General features: G+C 61.6%; 15 protein-coding genes, 1 tRNA gene and 1 rRNA gene. 9 read left to right on the plus strand and 8 right to left on the minus strand.

Going from position 1 to position 16,798, the window contains the following annotated elements; genetic code table 11:
• Window positions 1-17: 17 nt before the first annotated feature.
• The 3 genes from A3722_RS19520 to A3722_RS19530 all read left to right on the plus strand — a co-directional run bounded on the left by A3722_RS19520 (window position 18) and on the right by A3722_RS19530 (window position 3,897).
• Window positions 18-854 carry an ABC transporter ATP-binding protein gene (locus A3722_RS19520; protein ID WP_067630052.1) on the plus strand — a complete coding sequence of 279 codons (837 nt, stop codon included), beginning with the start codon at window positions 18-20 and terminating at the stop codon, window positions 852-854.
• Window positions 855-945: 91 nt separating this feature from the next.
• Entirely contained in the window at window positions 946-2,172 is a 1,227-nt protein-coding gene (locus A3722_RS19525; RefSeq protein ID WP_067630049.1) for a phenylacetate--CoA ligase family protein, read from the plus strand.
• 54 nt (window positions 2,173-2,226) lie between these two features.
• Window positions 2,227-3,897, plus strand: coding sequence for an ABC transporter permease (locus A3722_RS19530; protein ID WP_067630046.1), 1,671 nt, complete (start codon window positions 2,227-2,229; stop codon window positions 3,895-3,897).
• Window positions 3,898-4,187: 290 nt separating this feature from the next.
• Here the strand turns inward: A3722_RS19530 and A3722_RS19535 are convergent, their stop codons facing one another.
• The 4 genes from A3722_RS19535 to A3722_RS19550 form a co-directional block, all read right to left on the minus strand.
• Window positions 4,188-5,204 carry a Fe(3+) ABC transporter substrate-binding protein gene (locus A3722_RS19535; RefSeq protein ID WP_067630043.1) on the minus strand — a complete coding sequence of 339 codons (1,017 nt, stop codon included), beginning with the start codon at window positions 5,202-5,204 and terminating at the stop codon, window positions 4,188-4,190.
• A gap of 129 nt (window positions 5,205-5,333) precedes the next feature.
• Window positions 5,334-6,209: a glutathione-dependent disulfide-bond oxidoreductase gene (yghU, locus tag A3722_RS19540; protein WP_067630040.1), complete on the minus strand. Its 876-nt coding sequence runs from the start codon at window positions 6,207-6,209 to the stop codon at window positions 5,334-5,336.
• A 126-nt stretch (window positions 6,210-6,335) separates the two neighbouring features.
• Window positions 6,336-6,461, minus strand: a complete 126-nt coding sequence (gene ykgO / locus A3722_RS19545; protein ID WP_005850168.1) for a type B 50S ribosomal protein L36 — start codon at window positions 6,459-6,461, stop codon at window positions 6,336-6,338.
• 75 nt (window positions 6,462-6,536) lie between these two features.
• Window positions 6,537-6,611 (minus strand) — tRNA-Val (locus A3722_RS19550).
• Between the two features lie 145 nt (window positions 6,612-6,756).
• Between A3722_RS19550 and A3722_RS19555 the strand changes: the two genes are divergently transcribed.
• Window positions 6,757-7,617, plus strand: a complete 861-nt coding sequence (locus A3722_RS19555; protein ID WP_067630037.1) for an N-formylglutamate amidohydrolase — start codon at window positions 6,757-6,759, stop codon at window positions 7,615-7,617.
• A 1-nt stretch (window position 7,618) separates the two neighbouring features.
• On the opposite strand, the gene A3722_RS19560 is transcribed toward A3722_RS19555, so the two are convergent.
• A complete protein-coding gene (locus A3722_RS19560) occupies window positions 7,619-8,872 on the minus strand; it encodes a DNA polymerase IV (protein WP_082849550.1) in 1,254 nt (417 codons plus the stop codon).
• A 60-nt stretch (window positions 8,873-8,932) separates the two neighbouring features.
• On the opposite strand from A3722_RS19560, the gene A3722_RS19565 reads away from it, so the two are divergent.
• On the plus strand, window positions 8,933-9,355 hold the full coding sequence (locus A3722_RS19565) for an NUDIX hydrolase (protein ID WP_067630031.1): 423 nt from the start codon (window positions 8,933-8,935) through the stop codon (window positions 9,353-9,355).
• A 194-nt stretch (window positions 9,356-9,549) separates the two neighbouring features.
• On the opposite strand, the gene pyrF is transcribed toward A3722_RS19565, so the two are convergent.
• A complete protein-coding gene (gene pyrF, locus A3722_RS19570) occupies window positions 9,550-10,245 on the minus strand; it encodes an orotidine-5'-phosphate decarboxylase (protein ID WP_067630027.1) in 696 nt (231 codons plus the stop codon).
• A 244-nt stretch (window positions 10,246-10,489) separates the two neighbouring features.
• Complete coding sequence (locus tag A3722_RS19575; protein WP_067630021.1) at window positions 10,490-10,804, minus strand: orotidine 5-phosphate decarboxylase; 315 nt, start codon at window positions 10,802-10,804, stop codon at window positions 10,490-10,492.
• Window positions 10,805-11,159: 355 nt separating this feature from the next.
• On the opposite strand from A3722_RS19575, the gene clpB reads away from it, so the two are divergent.
• Window positions 11,160-13,775 carry an ATP-dependent chaperone ClpB gene (gene clpB, locus A3722_RS19580; protein WP_067630019.1) on the plus strand — a complete coding sequence of 872 codons (2,616 nt, stop codon included), beginning with the start codon at window positions 11,160-11,162 and terminating at the stop codon, window positions 13,773-13,775.
• A gap of 74 nt (window positions 13,776-13,849) precedes the next feature.
• On the opposite strand, the gene A3722_RS19585 is transcribed toward clpB, so the two are convergent.
• Window positions 13,850-14,284 (minus strand): hypothetical protein, encoded by a 435-nt coding sequence (locus A3722_RS19585; protein ID WP_067630017.1) that lies wholly within the window; start codon window positions 14,282-14,284, stop codon window positions 13,850-13,852.
• Between the two features lie 122 nt (window positions 14,285-14,406).
• Here A3722_RS19585 and msrP point away from each other — a divergent pair, with 122 nt between their 5' ends.
• The 3 genes from msrP to A3722_RS19600 form a co-directional block, all read left to right on the plus strand.
• The gene (gene msrP, locus A3722_RS19590; protein ID WP_067630015.1) at window positions 14,407-15,312 is read left to right on the plus strand and encodes a protein-methionine-sulfoxide reductase catalytic subunit MsrP; all 906 of its coding nucleotides are present in this window, start codon (window positions 14,407-14,409) and stop codon (window positions 15,310-15,312) included.
• Between the two features lie 73 nt (window positions 15,313-15,385).
• Window positions 15,386-16,024, plus strand: a complete 639-nt coding sequence (gene msrQ / locus A3722_RS19595; protein ID WP_067630013.1) for a protein-methionine-sulfoxide reductase heme-binding subunit MsrQ — start codon at window positions 15,386-15,388, stop codon at window positions 16,022-16,024.
• Window positions 16,025-16,646: 622 nt separating this feature from the next.
• Window positions 16,647-16,798: ribosomal RNA gene (locus tag A3722_RS19600) — 16S ribosomal RNA — on the plus strand; the annotation flags it as partial.

Raw genomic sequence — 16,798 nt, forward strand, 5'->3', positions numbered from 1 at the left:
CAAGAAAGGTCCTTCCCATGCTGGATGCCGCCAACACCAATGACGTCGCAGTCGACAACCTGCTTGAGGTCAACAATATCGAGGTGATCTACAACCACGTCATCCTCGTGCTGAAGGGCGTCAGCCTGAATGTGCCCAAGGGCGGCATCACCGCGCTGCTGGGCGGCAATGGCGCGGGCAAAACGACGACGCTCAAGGCGATCTCGGGGCTGCTGGCCTCGGAGCGAGGCGAGGTTACCAAAGGCTCTATCAAATACCGCGGCGGTCCGATCCAGCATCAGGATCCTGCCGAGACCGTGAAGAAAGGTGTCGTGCAGGTCATGGAAGGCCGTCACTGTTTTGAGCACCTCACCATCGAAGAAAACCTGCTGACCGGTGCCTATACCCGCACCGATGGCAATGCCGCGATCCAGCAGGACCTTGAGATGGTCTATAACTATTTCCCCCGCCTGAAAGAGCGCCGCCGCTCGCAGGCTGGCTATACCTCGGGCGGCGAGCAGCAGATGTGCGCCATTGGCCGCGCCCTGATGTCACGGCCTGAGACGATCCTTTTGGACGAGCCATCGATGGGCCTTGCGCCGCAACTGGTTGAGCAGATTTTCGAGATCGTGAAATCGGTGAACGAACAGGAGGGCGTGACCTTCTTGCTGGCCGAGCAGAACACCAACGTCGCGCTGCGCTTTGCGCATTACGGCTACATCCTCGAATCGGGGCGCGTGGTGATGGACGGTCCCGCCAAGGACCTACGTGAGAACCAAGACGTGAAGGAATTCTACCTCGGCATGTCCGACGAGGGCCGCAAAAGCTTTCGCGACGTGCGCAGCTACCGCCGCCGCAAACGCTGGCTGAGTTAAGCCGGTACCCGACCGGACCAGAAAGACCCAAGACAAGACCAGAGCGGGCCTGTGCCCTCTCCAGTGATGCCATAGCAGGAAAGTGACAGGGATGCTGACCAAGCCCCATTTCGACGATCTGGAAACCCGCAGCGCCGATCAACGGGCGGCGGATCTGGCCAAGGCGCTGCCGCAGCAGATCGCCCGTGCACAGGGTTTGCCGGGCTATGGCGACACGCTCAAAGGAGTGGACGCATCACAGATCACCTCAGCCGCTGCGCTGGCCGATCTGCCGGTGCTGCGCAAATCTGAGCTTGGCAAGGCGCAGGCGGGGCAGCCGCCCTTCGGCGGGTTCACGACCAAGCCGGTGACGGAGTTCAGCCATGTCTTCCAGTCGCCCGGCCCGATTTACGAGCCCTCCAGCAACGATCCTGACTGGTGGCGGATGGGGCGCTTCCTGCATGCCGCGGGCATCGGCGCGGGCGATGTGGTGCACAACTGCTTTGGCTACCACCTGACCCCTGCCGGCATGATCTTCGAATCCGGGGCGCGCGCGGTCGGGGCGACCGTCTTGCCCGCAGGCACTGGCCAGACCGAGCTACAGGTCACCGCCGCCCGTGATGTGGGCTCAACCGCCTATGCGGGCACGCCGGATTATCTCAAGGTGATCTTGGAAAAGGCCGATGCCATGGGGGTTGAGCTGAAAATCACCAAGGCGGCAGTCGGCGGCGGCGCGCTTTTCCCCAGCCTGCGGGCCTTCTATCAAGAGCGCGGTATCACCTGTTTGCAATCCTATGCCACCGCCGATCTGGGCAATATCGCCTATGAAAGCCCGGCGATGGAGGGGCTGATCGTCGACGAGCAGGTCATCGTCGAGATCGTCACTCCCGGCACCGGAATCCCGGTCGCGCCCGGTGAGGTCGGTGAGGTGGTGGTCACCACGCTGAACCCCGATTACCCGCTCATTCGCTTCGCCACTGGCGACCTTAGTGCCGTTTTGGAGGGCGAAAGCCCCTGTGGACGGACCAACATGCGGATCAAGGGCTGGATGGGCCGCGCCGATCAGACCACCAAGATCAAGGGCATGTTCGTCCGGCCCGAGCAGGTGGCGGCACTGGTTGCCCAACACGAGGAGATCGAAAAGGCCCGCGTCATCGCCAGCCGGGAAGGCGAGGCCGATGTGATGACCGTGCAGATCGAAACCGCCGGAGTGGACAAGGACGCTTATGCCCGATCCGTGGCCGATCTACTCAAGCTCAAGGGCCGGGTCGAGCTGGTTGCCCCCGGCAGCCTGCCGCGCGACGGGTTGGTGATCGAAGATACTCGCAGCTACGATTGAGGCGCGGCGTCGCGCCCTCTGGCATTTCCGAGTGAAATCGTCGAAATAGGGCGCATGACGCTGAACACCGCCTCCTCTGAGACGCCCCATCTGCGCCGCGCCCGCGACGGGCTGCGCGCGCTGTCGGCTGTCGCCCTGACCGTCGCCACCATCTGTGCGCTGCCGATGCTGGCGGTCCTGATCGCCGCGCTGAGTGGCGGGACGGAGACGGTGCAGCATCTGATCGACACGGTGCTGGGCCGCTACACGGTGACGACGTTGCTGCTGGTGCTGCTGGTATCTCTCGGCACCTTTGCCATCGGTGTGGGGGCGGCATGGCTGGTGACGATGACACGTTTCCCCGGCGCCAAGCTGTTGGAGATTGCACTGGTGTTGCCGCTGGCCTTCCCGGCCTATGTGCTGGCCTACGCCTATACCCATGTGCTCGACCATCCCGGCATTGTGCAGACCATGCTGCGCGACGTGACGGGCTGGGGCCCGCGTGACTACTGGTTCCCCGAGATCCGCTCGCTTGGCGGGGCGGCGGCGATGCTGGTGTTGGTGCTTTATCCTTACGTCTACCTGCTGGCTCGCGCCGCTTTTCTGCAGCAAAGCGGTACGACATTCCTGGCCGCCCGCGCGCTCGGCTCCAGCGCTTGGGCCGCGTTTTTCAAGGTCAGCTTGCCGCTGGCGCGGCCCGCCATTGCGGGCGGCGTGTTGCTGGCGGTGATGGAGACCATCGCCGATTTCGGCACCGTGGCCTATTTCGGCGTCCAGACCTTTGCCACCGGCATCTACACCAGCTGGTTCTCCATGTTCGACCGGGCCGCCGCCGCGCAACTGGCGCTTTGCCTGCTGAGTTTCGCGCTGTTGCTGGCGATGCTGGAGCGGGCGCAGCGCGGCAAGGCCAAGTATCACGACCCCGCGCGCCGGACCCAATCCGCACCGCCAGCCGAGCTGAAAGGCTGGCAGGCCGCAGCGGCGATCGTGCTTTGTGGTGTGCCGGTGCTCTTTGGCGCGGTGCTGCCGGTGGTCATCCTCGTGACCATGGGGCTTGATAGCGAGCAGAGCCTTTTCAGCCCGCGCTACCTCGGTTTCATGCGCAACTCGGTAACGCTGGCGGGGGTCGCGGCTGCGCTGACGGTGCTGGCGGCGATCAGTGTGGGGTTTTACCGGCGGCTGCGCCCGGGCCGGGTCTCGCAGGGGGCGGCTTATGTCGCGCGGTTGGGCTATGCGGTGCCGGGCGGGGTGATCGCCGTGGGGCTGCTGGTGCCCTTCGCGGCCTTCGACAACACGCTCGACGCTTGGATGCGCGAGACCTTTGATGTTTCCACCGGGCTTTTGATTACCGGTTCAATTTGGCTCTTGGTGCTGGCCTATCTGGTGCGCTTCCTCGCTGCGGCGCTTGGGGCCTATGAGGGCGGGCAGTCGATGGTGCATGCGAATATGGACGCCGCCGCGCGGTCACTGGGGCAGACGCCCTTGGGGACGCTGCGCCGGGTGCATCTGCCGATCCTTGCGCCGAGCCTGCTGACCGCGCTGCTGATCGTCTTTGTCGACGTGATGAAGGAACTGCCCGCGACGCTGATCATGCGGCCTTTCAACTATGACACGCTGGCGGTGCAGGCCTACCGGCTGGCGAGTGATGAACGCTTGAACGGAGCGGCGGTGCCGAGCTTGGTGATCGTGGCGATGGGGCTGCTGCCGGTGATCTTGATCTGTCGGCAGGTGGGGCGTCAGCGGTAAGCCACAAGGGCTAGCGCCTGCTCGTGGGGTGGCGATCCTGACGTGCCTTGGTGCCACTTTAGGGTGCAATCTTGGTGTGTGTTCGCTAGGGCTTGCCCTGCCTCACCAAATCGCCTCCCCGCCGGGACGGGCAGGCGATGGCCCGGCGCCTGCAGCTTGATTCCGGGCCGGGGCGCGATGAGGGGGAGGGTGATGCCCGGGGTGCCCCCGGGCGGGCGCTTGCGGGAAGCGCCGCGCATAAAAAAAGGCGGGCCCGAAAGCCCGCCTTCTGCATTACTCGCTAGGTTGAATTATTCCCAGCCGACCGAGTTGAAGATCTTCTGCGCGGTGCCGATGTTCTCGGCCACGTCCGACAGGTTCACCTCGTCGGCTTTGAACTCACCCAACTGCTTGACGCTGTCGGCCAGTTCTACGCCTTCCACGGTGGGGAATTCATCGTTGCCCGCCGAGAAATAGACCTGCGCCTGATCGGAGGCGAGATACTCAAGGAATTTCACCGCGTTCTCACGGTTCGGGGCGTTCTTGGCCACGCCGCCGCCCGAGAGGTTCATATGCGCGCCGTTGCCTTCTTGGTCCGGCCAGATCAGGCCGATCTTGCCGATATCGGCGCTCACGCCGTCGACATCAGTGCGGATCGCGCGCGCGAAGTAATAGCTGTTGGAGACCGCGATGTCGCACTCACCCGAAACGATGCCGCGCAGCTGGTCGGTGTCACCGCCTTGGGGTGCGCGCGCCATGTTGTCGACCACGCCCTGCGCCCAGTCGGTCGCGGCTTCTTCGCCCTCATGGGTCACGATGGAGGCCAGCAGTGTCTGGTTATAGGTGTTGGTCGAGGACCGGATGCAGACCTGACCTTTGTAGGCCGGATCGGCAAGATCCATGTAGGTCGCTGGCGGATTGTCCATCGTCTCTTTGTTGTAGAAGATGATCCGCGCGCGCTGCGACAGGCCGAACCACTGGTTGTCGTCGTCCTGCAGGTTGCCGGGAATGCGCTCTTCGAGCGTGTCGCTCTCGACCGCTTGCAGCAGGTCCATGTCCTTGGCGCGCTTGAGGCGGCTGGTGTCCACGGTCAGCAGGACGTCGGCGGGGGAGTTCGCGCCTTCGGCTTCCATACGGGCCAGCAGTTCGTCGGCTTTGCCTTCGATGCGGTTGATGGTGATGCCGGTCGCTTCGGTAAAGTCGGAGTAGAGCCGCTCGTCAGTGTCGTAGTGACGCGAAGAGTAGAGATTCAACTCGCCATCGGCCAGCGCAGGAAGGGCCAGCGCCATCAGCGCAGCGGCGGCAGTCGATGTTTTGCAGAAGGTCATATCAGGGTCCTGTTCCATTTGGGATAACTTGACTGAAATAGTAAGAAACAGGTTTTATCCGGCCCTGCAACCAATTCCGATAAATTTGGTCGGAAAGCCCCCGGCCGCACGAGGCCGAGGGCTATGCGGTCAGTCCTTGCCGCCGATCTTGTCTTGGGTCTTGGTGTCGAAATCGCTGGCGTCGTGCCGCTCATGCAGTTGCATCGACAGGTCATCGCCGAAGGCGCGGTTGACCATACGGCCCCGGGTCACGGCAGGGCGTGCGTCAATCGCTTCGGCCCAACGCATCACGTTTTTGTAAGACGTCACGTCAAGGAACTCAGCCGCCGAGTAGAGCCGCCCGAGCACCAATTGACCATACCAGCTCCAGATCGCCATATCGGCGATGGAGTATTCATCGGCGAAATACTCATGCTCGGCCAAATGCTTGTCCATTACATCAAGCTGACGCTTGGTTTCCATCGCGAAACGGTTGATGGGGTATTCGAACTTCTCTGGGGCGTAGGCGTAGAAATGGCCGAAGCCGCCGCCAAGGTAGGGCGCGCTGCCCATCTGCCAGAAGAGCCACGACAGCGCCTCGGTCCGACGGGTGGGGTCTTGTGGCAGGAAGGCGCCAAACTTCTCAGCGAGATAGAGCAGGATCGCGCCCGATTCGAAGACCCGCTGGGGCGCATCGCCAGAGCGGTCCATCAGCGCGGGAATTTTAGAGTTGGGGTTCACCTCGACAAAGCCCGAACCGAACTGATCGCCCTCGGAAATATCAACCAGCCAAGCGTCGTATTCAGCCGCCTTATGGCCCGCCTCTAGCAGTTCTTCGAACATCACCGTGACTTTGACGCCATTGGGTGTGGCAAGGGAATAAAGTTGGAAGGGATGGTCGCCGACGGGCAGGTCCTTGTCATGGGTCGCACCGGCGATGGGCCGGTTGGTGCTGGCGAATTTGCCGCCGCTTTCTGATTCCCATTTCCAAACCTTTGGCGGCGTATATTCGGGCGTGTCCGACATGATGGTCTTCCTTGTTATTCAAGTCTGCTTTGAAGGTGGGGTTTTGCGCCGGGGTTGCAAGCAGATAGGCGCAACGAAAAAAGCCGCCCCCGAAGGAGCGGCCTTTAAACCGAATAGCTGCGAAGCTCAGCCCTGACGGGCTTTGAACCGGCGCTGCGTCTTGTTGATGACGTAAACGCGGCCTTTGCGACGCACAACACGGCAATCGCGATGCCGATTCTTGAGCGAGCGGAGCGAATTGCGAACCTTCATGGTCGTCTCCTCATGTCGTGGCGCGGGCCAGCGCCTGGGTTGCGGGCAACCTGCCATAGACAGGTCGATGAATAATGGTGGGCGATACTGGGATCGAACCAGTGACCCCTTCGATGTCAACGAAGTGCTCTACCGCTGAGCTAATCACCCACTTTTAAGCGTTTCCATACCGGCCCCAAAACTAAATGGGGCGCGAAATTTCGCGCCGTTGGGGTGCTATAAAAGGAGTCGGCGACGGGATCAAGGGCTTTTGGAGCGGAATAAACACGCTATGTTCGACTTAGAAGGAATTATTATGCCGATGACCGCCTACGAAGTACTGCATCCCGACCGAAACCGCTCTTGCGTGGTCTTTGCCTCGCCCCATTCGGGTCGGGATTATGCGGCGTCTTTCCTGCGGCGGTCGGTTTTGGATGAACATGCGATCCGCTCGTCCGAGGATGCTTTTGTCGATCTGTTGTTCGATTGCGCGCCGCTGCATGGGGCCTCTTTCATCAAAGCTGGTGCGCCGCGGGCCTATATCGACCTCAACCGCGCGCCAGAGGAATTGGACCCATCGGTCATCGAAGGGATCCCGCGGCAGGGGCATAACCCGCGCGTGGCCTCGGGGCTGGGGGTGATTCCCCGCGTGGTGGCCAATGGTCGGGCGATCTATCGCGGCAAGCTCTCGCAAGAAGAGGCGCAGCTGCGGATCGACAGCTACTGGCGGCCCTATCACGCGAAACTGCAAGAGTTGCTAAGCGGGGCGCATCGCCGACACGGGCAGGCCGTGTTGGTCGACTGCCACTCCATGCCGCATGAGGCGATGGACGGCGTTGCGCGCGGCGGGATGCGGCGGCCCGATGTCGTGTTGGGCGACCGCTTTGGCGCGGCGGCGGGGGGCGAGGTGGTCGACCGGATCGAAGCCGCCTTTGTCGAGGCGGGGTTCGTGGTGACGCGCAATTCGCCCTTTGCCGGGGCCTATATTACCCAAGCCTATGGCCGTCCCTCGCGCGGGCAGCATGCCGTGCAGGTCGAGATCGACCGGGCGCTCTATATGAACGAGCGGTTGATTCGGCCCAACGGTGCTTTCGAGGCGGTGCAGGCGGCGCTGCAGCGTGTGGTGGCCGAAGTGGCGCAGATCGGGCAGCAGCGGCTTCCCCTCGCTGCGGAGTAGGTCAGCGCAGGGCGCGGCCTTTCACGATTGCTTTCTCGCCGAAGCGGCTGCGGATGCTGTCGGCTGCGCGTTCGGCGCGGCTGCGCTGTGCGGCGCTGGGGTCAAGTAGATCGCCGGCCATATCCGCCCCCTCTGCGCCCGAGAGATCCGATAGCCCCACGCCGATCAGCCGATAGGCGCTATTGTGGTCGACCTGATCGAACAGGGCGCGGGCGGTGCGATAAATGCGGTCGGCCAATTGCGTCGGATCGTGCAGCGACAGGCGGCGTGATAGCAAAGAGTGATCGGCGCGTTTCAGTTTAAGCGTCACCACCCGGCCTGCCATCTCTTTCGCCTTGGCGCGGTCCGCCACCTTTTCCGCCAAACGCCAGATATGGCCGTCCAGAATCTCCGCATCGCCCGTATCGTCAGAGAATGTCGTCTCGTTGCTGATCGACTTCACCGGACGGTGCCGCGACACGCGCCGTTTGTCTTGGCCGCGCGCGAGATGCCAGAGCCGGTCGCCCATGCTGCCAAAGCGGGCGATGAGATCGGTCTGGTCCCACCGCAACAGATCGGAAAAACTGCGGATGCCGGCCTTTTCCAGCGCGGTCTGCGTGGCGGCCCCGACGCCCCAGATCATGCCCACCGGTTTGTCGCGCAAAAACGCCGCCGTTTCGCCGGCGCCGATGACAGAGAACCCATGCGGCTTGTCGAGGTCCGAGGCGACCTTGGCCAGAAACTTGTTATGGCTCAGCCCGATAGAACCTGTCAGCCCTAGTTCCACCTTCATCCGCCGCACCAAACGCGCCAGCATCACCGCCGGGGGCTGACCGTGCAGCCGCGCGGTGCCGGTCATATCGAGAAATGCTTCGTCCAGCGACAAGGGCTCAATCGCCGGGGTCATCTCTTCCATCATCGCGCGAATCGCGCGGGAGGCTTCGACATAGACCTCCATGCGTGGCTTGATGATCACCGCCTCGGGGCACAGCTTGAGCGCCTGAAACATCGGCATGGCCGAGCGCACGCCGCGGATCCGCGCAACATAGCAGGCGGTCGACACGACCCCGCGCCGCCCGCCGCCGATGATGACGGGTTTGCCAGCCAGTTCGGGATTGTCGCGTTTTTCCACCGAGGCATAGAAGGCATCGCAATCCATATGGGCGATTGACAGGTCGAAGAGTTCCGGGTGGGACAGCACACGCGGGCTGCCACAGCGCGGACAGCGCCGCGCCGGAACGATTTCAGAAAGACAGTCGCGACAGAGGGTAGCCATGAGTACACCGGGAGGGCAGGGTTCGGGCGACGATTCTAACCAGATCGCGAGGGATTTAACATGGGCTTTGATGGCGCAAAGCTGGCGCTTTACCTTGGAGAGAAGCTGGCCGTGATCCTGCGCGATGACACGCCGGGCCTGCCCTTTGCGGATCATTGGGATCTGCCCGGTGGGGGCCGCGAGGGGGAAGAGACCCCGCTGGGCTGCGCGCTGCGCGAATGCCGCGAAGAGTTGGGGATCGTGGTGCCCGAAGACGCGGTGATCTGGCAAGGCAGCTTTGATGAGGCGGGGCGGATCAAATGGTTCTTCGTTGCACGCTTGCCCGCCGAGACAGAGGCCGAGATCGTCTTTGGCGACGAGGGGCAGCGCTGGCGTTTAATGACGCAGGATGAGTTTCTGACCCATCCCCGCGCGGTGCCCGCATTTCAGGACCGCTTGCGGGTCTATCTGGCGCAAAGCGCGACAGAAAAAGACCAGCACTAGAGGGGGAAATAAAGGCCCCCCGCCTGCGTGGGCGGGGGGAGGTGACGAACATCAGGAAGAACCAGTTCGTCGGGGAGTATCACCTGAGTTCAACATAACATGTTACGCGGTTTTCGCCTAGCATTGATGGCCGCCCCCGCGGCGCATCCCGGCGCGCTGTGGTCGATTTGCTACAGGGCGGAGGGAGGCTCTTGTTAACGTTCAGAAATTTCCTGAAGCACGGCGCGGGCAGCGGCAGCGGGATCTTCGGCCTGCCAGATCGGGCGGCCCACCACGATGTGATCGGCGCCATCCGCGATGGCCTGACCGGGGGTGGCGACCCGTTTCTGATCGCCCAATGCGGCACCTTGGGGGCGCACGCCCGGCGTGACGATAAGTTTGCCGTTCGCTTCGGGGAGGGCGCGGATCGCGGCGGCCTCTTGAGGAGAGGCGATGACGCCATCTGCGCCTGCGTCCAACGCGCGGCCCGCACGGGTCAGCACCAGATCGCCCAGATCGCCCGGTTGGATCAGCGCGGCGTCAAGGTCGGCGCGGTCAAGCGAGGTGAGGATCGTGACGGCGAGGATCTTCATGTCGGTGCCGGCGGCCCCTTGCTTGGCCGCCGCCACCACATGCGGGTCGCCGTGGACGGTCAGGAAATCCAGATCGAACTGGGCCAGCCCGCGCACCGCCGCCTCTACGGTGGCACCGATGTCGAAAAGCTTCATATCAAGGAAGATGCGCTTGCCATGTTCCTGTTTCAGTTCATTGGCCAAGGCCAAGCCGCCGCCCGTCAGCATGCCAAGGCCGATTTTGTAAAAGCCCACGGCATCGCCGAGCTTTTCGGCCAGTTCCAGCCCCGCGACCGCATGGGGAACATCAAGGGCGACAATCAGACGGTCATCAGACATGCGAGGGCTCCTGCCAATTTTCAAACGGCTTTGACCTACGCCGCGGCGCGGGGCAAGTCCATCATTCATGAGGGTAGCAGGCAAAAAAGAGGCCCGAACACCGCATCGCGGGTCCGGGCCAAGTGTTCAGAGACTTAGCAGGCAGGCACTGGTCTCTGGTATGCGGATCGCCAACTCGGGACAGATGAGGTGGCGGCAGGTCCGCGGGCAGCCGCGCGGCAGGCAGGAGCCGCGCGGAAGGGGGTTAGGCTGCGTCGCGGCCGGGGAGGTCCATGACCTCTTCCAACCAACGCAGCGGATCGAAGCTGCGGCGTCCGGCCCGCTGAGCGGGGACGTGGCGCAGGACTTCGGAACTCAAACCACGCTTCTTTGCGTGGCGGCGGAGCGCTTGACGGGACAGGCCGTCAGCAGCATCGCGGTATGACATGGTGATCGGGGCATCGATGGCACAAGCGTAGCGGCGCAGCTGCTCCCCGTCTTGGACGGTCACCAGCGCTTCGAAACACTGAGTGGCCGCATTGTAGGTGACATCTGTCAACTGGATAGGGCGCGTCTGCATCGTTTCACCTCTTGTGTTCTTCTGAACCTTGGCAGGCTTTGTCGTCCTGCTCTCGTCTGCGGAATAAACGCGAGAGGCAGCCAAATGGTTTCATTATGGTTACAGTTTCTGTGGATAAAGGTTAACAATGTATTTATATCAATGGCATAGTATGGTATTTTTTGACGCAAAGTTGCCGTATTTTCGCCTTATTGGCTGAATTCTTCCTATTGGCAGCTTCTTTCAGGGCTGTATTTTGCGCCCATACGGTCTTGAACCCGCAGCACCGCTTCCCAAATTGATACCGAGGCTCAGACCGCTGCGTGCCACATATCGGGCGCAGCATTTTGGAGCGCTTGTAGAAAAGGAGAGACCCATGGACTTGAGCAAGTTCACGGAAAGATCGCGCGGCTTTATTCAGGCGGCGCAAACCATTGCGACACGGGAAAGCCATCAGCGGCTGTCCCCTGAACATGTACTCAAAGCACTGCTGGACGACGACCAAGGGCTGGCGCGCAACCTGATCGCGGCCTCGGGCGGCGATGGTGCGCGCGTGATGCAGGCGCTTGACCTCGCGCTTGGCAAAATCCCGAAAGTCACCGGCGATGCGGGGCAGGTCTATTTGGACGGCACCACCGCCAAAGTATTGGCCGAGGCCGAAACCATGGCCAAGAAAGCGGGCGATAGTTTCGTTACTGTCGAACGCATTCTGACCGCGCTTTGCATGGTGAAGTCTGGCGCGAAGACGGCGTTGGAAGCGGGCAAAGTAACGGCCCAAGCCCTGAACACCGCGATCAATGATGTGCGCAAGGGACGCAAGGCCGACAGCGCCACCGCCGAAGACAGCTATGAGGCTTTGGAGAAATACAGCCTCGACCTGACCGCGCGGGCCGAAGAGGGCAAGATTGACCCTATCATTGGCCGGGATGAGGAAATCCGCCGCGCGATGCAGGTGCTGAGCCGCCGGACCAAGAACAACCCGGTGCTGATCGGTGAGCCGGGTGTGGGTAAGACCGCTATTGCCGAAGGCTTGGCGCTGCGGATCGTACATGGTGACGTGCCTGAATCGCTGCGCAACAAACGCCTGCTCGCGCTCGACATGGGCGCGCTGATCGCCGGGGCGAAATACCGTGGCGAGTTCGAGGAGCGGCTGAAGGCGGTTCTGACCGAGGTGACCGAAGCCGCGGGCGAGGTGATCTTGTTCATCGACGAGATGCATACGCTGGTCGGTGCCGGTAAGGCCGACGGCGCGATGGATGCGTCGAACCTGCTGAAACCTGCACTGGCGCGGGGTGAGTTGCACTGTGTGGGTGCCACCACGCTCGAAGAATACCGCAAATATGTCGAAAAAGACGCAGCACTTGCGCGGCGGTTCCAGCCAGTAATCGTGCAGGAGCCGACGGTGGAGGACACCGTTTCGATCCTGCGTGGCATCAAAGAGAAGTATGAGTTGCACCACGGCGTGCGCATTTCCGACACTGCACTGGTCGCGGCGGCGACGCTGAGCCATCGCTACATCACCGACCGTTTCCTGCCCGACAAGGCGATCGACCTGATGGACGAGGCCGCGAGCCGTCTGCGGATGGAAGTCGACAGCAAGCCTGAAGAGCTGGACGCGCTGGACCGTCAGATCCTGCAACTTCAGATCGAGGCCGAAGCGCTGAAGAAAGAAGACGATACCGCGTCCAAGGATCGCCTGGAGGCTTTGCAGAAAGACCTGAGCGATCTGCAAGACCGCAGCGCCGAGATGACAGCGCAGTGGCAGGCCGAGCGGGACAAGCTGGCCGGTGCGCGCGACATCAAGGAAAAGCTGGACCATGCGCGGGCGGACCTCGACATTGCCAAACGCGAAGGCAACCTCGCGCGCGCGGGCGAGCTATCTTATGGCGTGATCCCGCAGTTGGAGCGCGACCTTGAGGCCGCCGAGGGCCGCGAAGACGACATGATGGTCGAAGAGGCCGTGCGCCCGGATCAGATTGCCAGCGTCGTCGAGCGTTGGACCGGTATCCCCGCGGGCAAGATGCTCGAAGGGGAGCGGGACAAGTTGTTGCGGATGGAAGAGCAGTTGCATGATCGGGTGATCGGTCAGAGCGCGGCTGTCAAAGCGGTCGCAAATGCCGTGCGCCGCGCGCGGGCGGGGCTGAACGACGAAAACCGCCCGCTTGGCAGTTTCCTCTTCCTCGGGCCGACTGGCGTGGGTAAGACCGAATTGACCAAGGCCGTGGCCGAGTTTCTCTTTGACGACGACAATGCGATGGTCCGCATCGACATGTCCGAGTTCATGGAGAAGCATTCGGTGGCGCGTCTGATCGGTGCCCCTCCGGGCTATGTCGGCTATGACGAGGGCGGTGTGCTGACCGAAGCGGTGCGGCGGCGTCCTTATCAGGTCGTGCTCTTTGACGAGGTCGAAAAGGCGCATCCGGATGTCTTCAACGTGCTGTTGCAGGTGCTCGACGATGGTGTGCTGACCGATGGTCAGGGCCGCACGGTCGACTTCAAGCAGACGCTAATCATCCTGACCTCAAACCTCGGGGCGCAGGCGCTGAGCCAACTGCCCGAGGGGGGTGACATGGCCGGGGCCAAGCGCGACGTGATGGACGCGGTCCGGGCGCATTTCCGGCCTGAGTTCCTGAACCGTCTGGACGAGACGATCATCTTTGACCGTCTGGGCCGTGCGGATATGGACGGGATCGTCGATATCCAGATGGCACGCCTGCTCAAGCGGCTTGCGGGGCGGAAGATCACGCTTGATCTGGATGACGCCGCGCGCAAGTGGTTGGCTGACGAAGGCTATGATCCGGTCTTTGGGGCGCGGCCCCTCAAGCGGGTGATCCAGCGCACCGTGCAGGATCCGCTGGCCGAGATGCTGCTGGCCGGAGACGTGAAAGACGGCGATACCGTCACCGTCCGTGCCGGGGCCGATGGGCTGATCATTGGCGATCAGGTGGCCGCGTCGAACCGGCCCAAACCGGATGATGCCACGGTGCATTAAACGCCCAAGACGTTAAGAAAGGCCGGGGTTTTCCCGGCCTTTTTGCTTGGACTAAAACCCGCGAAAGGCGCCCATTATTCGCCAATCGCTTCCTTCACGATGGTATCTAGCAGGGTTTGCACCTCTTGCATCGCGCCCTCAGGGAAGGCGCGGTAGCCGACGGTCACCTCGTCGCTCTCTGGCAGTTGCATCACGAAAATGTCGTAGGGGCAAAAGCCGATGTTCATCACATCCGCTTCCATCACCTTGCGCGACAGCGCCGCCGAGCAAAAGCTGAACACCTCCGCCGCCTCAAACAGCACTACGTCAGAGCCGACATCCGCGCGGGTGCGGTCCAGCATCTCACCCACATGGCTGACGTTTTCGGGGATCAGCCCTTGGTTCAGGATCGCATTCTCTACCCCAAAGGTCACATCGCCGAAGCTTTGGTCGGTGGTATAGGTGACCATCTCATCCGCCTGCGCGGCGCTGGCCAGCATCAGACCGGCGGCAAAAAGGAAACGGATCATGGCGGCACTCCTTTAATAACGGCGCCTGACATTCCGGTGTGCTGGCTGAAATCCGGGCGAAAGGATTTGGTGCCACTCACGGCGGGCGCTAACTTCTATTGAGTATAGTAGGGAGTGCTGAAATGGCCAATCGCTGGATCAATCGACTGACAGACCGAGACGTGACTGACGAGGCGCAGTACCTCAACCGGCGTCAGATCATGGGCGGCGCCATGGCGGGGCTTGGTCTTGCCAGCTTGGGGCAGGGGGCCATGGCCCAAGAGGGGCTGACCCCGAATGACTATGAGGACATCACCCAATACAACAATTACTACGAATTCGGCACCGGCAAGGGTGACCCCGCGAAATACGCAGGGAGCCTGACGACCAAGCCGTGGACAGTGGCCATCGAAGGGATGGTCGACAAGCCAGGCGATTACGCTTTTGAGGACATCATGAAGGCCATGACCGTCGAAGAGCGCATCTACCGCCTGCGCTGCGTCGAAGCTTGGTCGATGGTGGTGCCGTGGAACGGGTTCGAGTTGGCCGATCTGCTGAATATGGCCGGGGTGCAATCCGGTGCGAAATACGTCGCGTTCGAGACCGCCTACCGGCCTGAGGAAATGCCCGGCGTCCGCTTCCCCGTGCTCGACTGGCCCTATGTCGAAGGGCTGCGTCTGGATGAAGCGATGCACCCGCTGACAATCATGGCCACCGGCATCTATGGTAAAGACATCCCGAACCAGAACGGCGCGCCGCTGCGTTTGGTGGTGCCGTGGAAATATGGCTACAAGTCGATCAAATCCGTCGTGCGGATCACCCTGACAGACAAACAGCCGCCCACCAGCTGGAACAAAGCCGCGCCGCGGGAATATGGTTTCTACAGTAACGTGAACCCCGAGGTGAGCCATCCGCGTTGGTCGCAGGCCGATGAGCGCCCCATCGGTGGCGGGCTGTTTGCGCGGCGTCAGCCGACGTTGATGTTCAACGGCTACGAAGAAGAGGTGGCAGGGCTCTACGAGGGCATGGACCTGACCGCGAACTTCTGATGCGCGACACACTATATATGCACAGAGTTTTTGACCGCCTCGGCGGAAGCGCGTTGCCCGGGGTGACCGGGTGATGGCGGGGGCGATTGACACTCTGAACAGTCTCGCCCGGCGCGTTCCGATCTGGTCCGTCTATCTGCTGCTGGCCCTGCCGATCCCGTGGTTCTTCTATCAGGGGCTCAACGGTGGGCTGGGTCGTGATCCGGTGAAAGGGCTGGAGCATCTCTATGGCCTATGGGCGCTGCGCCTTTTGATTGCTGGGCTGATTGTCACCCCCCTACGCCGGACAGTTGGGCTGAACTTACTGCGCTTTCGCCGGGCCATTGGTGTTATGACCTTTGTCTATGCGCTTGCGCATCTCACCGTCTGGGCCGTGTTGGATGTGCAGACGCTCTCGCGAGTCTGGGCGGATATTCTAAAGCGGCCCTATATCACCATTGGTATGGCGGGGTTTCTTTGTCTGATCCCCTTGGCGGCCACCTCCAACAACTGGTCCCTGCGCAAGCTTGGCGCCCGCTGGCGCAAACTCCACCGTCTTACCTATGTCGCGGCGCTGCTGGCGGCGCTTCATTTTCTGTGGCTGGCAAAGGGTCTTCAATTGGAACCGCTGATCTACGCCGGAGTGATCTTGGCGCTCTTGATCTACCGCCTTCCCTTCAAGCGCATCCGGCAGAGGCTTTCGCAGGGCGGGGTGAATCGGATTCGCAGTTAAGAGCCGTGATTCACACCCCTGAATCGCGCCTATGGGCTCTATGGCCTGTGGATAACTGGTGGCGTTAACATAATGGGGCTGCGCAAGTGGGGATTGGGCAGGATTTCGCAAATGATATAAGGTGTTAACTCACTGTTCTAATTGGGCTTTGAAGTCCTTTCACAAAAACTCCACAAAACCTCAAAAAATGGCTTGCGGGTTTCTGTCACTGGCCTTAGAACCCCCTCTACCGGCGGCGCAGAGATGCAGCGGCGGGGCGCCAGACGGGGCGGACGAGAGCGGAGACGCTGAGTTCGGTTCGGAAGGTGGATAAAAATTCGAGGTATTAGGGCGGGGCGCGCCAAGAAGTTAGGGCGCATCTCAGTTTCTTTTGTCTCAACGTTGTTTGAAAATTTGATATCTGAAGAGATATGTGGGCGGTTTGGTTCATTCGATGGATCAACGTCTGTATATCGCGCTCTTAGGCTTCGGCCGATGATAGAGTGTCAGCTTCACTGTTTGGACGGCTTTCGCTACTTTGTAGCTGAAGCACAACAAACAGAGAATGGCTTGTATCTTTCAGTAAGGGATACAGGTCGATGTGCAGAGGTTCGACGTCAAGGATAAGCTAGCAATAGCTTTTCAACTTGAGAGTTTGATCCTGGCTCAGAACGAACGCTGGCGGCAGGCCTAACACATGCAAGTCGAGCGAGACCTTCGGGTCTAGCGGCGGACGGGTTAGTAACGCGTGGGAACGTGCCCTTCTCTGCGGAATAGCCACTGGAAACGGTGAGT

This window comes from Sulfitobacter sp. HI0027 (genome assembly GCF_001634775.1).
GTDB lineage: Bacteria > Pseudomonadota > Alphaproteobacteria > Rhodobacterales > Rhodobacteraceae > Sulfitobacter.

Excerpts from the sequence above, each read along its gene's own strand:
- A3722_RS19520 (WP_067630052.1), top strand. The coding sequence starts at position 18 with ATGCTGGATGCCGCCAACACCAATGACGTCGCAGTCGACAACCTGCTT.
- A3722_RS19525 (WP_067630049.1), top strand. The coding sequence starts at position 946 with ATGCTGACCAAGCCCCATTTCGACGATCTGGAAACCCGCAGCGCCGAT.
- A3722_RS19530 (WP_067630046.1), top strand. The coding sequence starts at position 2,227 with ATGACGCTGAACACCGCCTCCTCTGAGACGCCCCATCTGCGCCGCGCC.
- A3722_RS19535 (WP_067630043.1), bottom strand. The coding sequence starts at position 5,204 with ATGACCTTCTGCAAAACATCGACTGCCGCCGCTGCGCTGATGGCGCTG.
- yghU (WP_067630040.1), bottom strand. The coding sequence starts at position 6,209 with ATGTCGGACACGCCCGAATATACGCCGCCAAAGGTTTGGAAATGGGAA.
- ykgO (WP_005850168.1), bottom strand. The coding sequence starts at position 6,461 with ATGAAGGTTCGCAATTCGCTCCGCTCGCTCAAGAATCGGCATCGCGAT.
- A3722_RS19555 (WP_067630037.1), top strand. The coding sequence starts at position 6,757 with ATGCCGATGACCGCCTACGAAGTACTGCATCCCGACCGAAACCGCTCT.
- A3722_RS19560 (WP_082849550.1), bottom strand. The coding sequence starts at position 8,872 with ATGGCTACCCTCTGTCGCGACTGTCTTTCTGAAATCGTTCCGGCGCGG.
- A3722_RS19565 (WP_067630031.1), top strand. The coding sequence starts at position 8,933 with ATGGGCTTTGATGGCGCAAAGCTGGCGCTTTACCTTGGAGAGAAGCTG.
- pyrF (WP_067630027.1), bottom strand. The coding sequence starts at position 10,245 with ATGTCTGATGACCGTCTGATTGTCGCCCTTGATGTTCCCCATGCGGTC.
- A3722_RS19575 (WP_067630021.1), bottom strand. The coding sequence starts at position 10,804 with ATGCAGACGCGCCCTATCCAGTTGACAGATGTCACCTACAATGCGGCC.
- clpB (WP_067630019.1), top strand. The coding sequence starts at position 11,160 with ATGGACTTGAGCAAGTTCACGGAAAGATCGCGCGGCTTTATTCAGGCG.
- A3722_RS19585 (WP_067630017.1), bottom strand. The coding sequence starts at position 14,284 with ATGATCCGTTTCCTTTTTGCCGCCGGTCTGATGCTGGCCAGCGCCGCG.
- msrP (WP_067630015.1), top strand. The coding sequence starts at position 14,407 with ATGGCCAATCGCTGGATCAATCGACTGACAGACCGAGACGTGACTGAC.
- msrQ (WP_067630013.1), top strand. The coding sequence starts at position 15,386 with ATGGCGGGGGCGATTGACACTCTGAACAGTCTCGCCCGGCGCGTTCCG.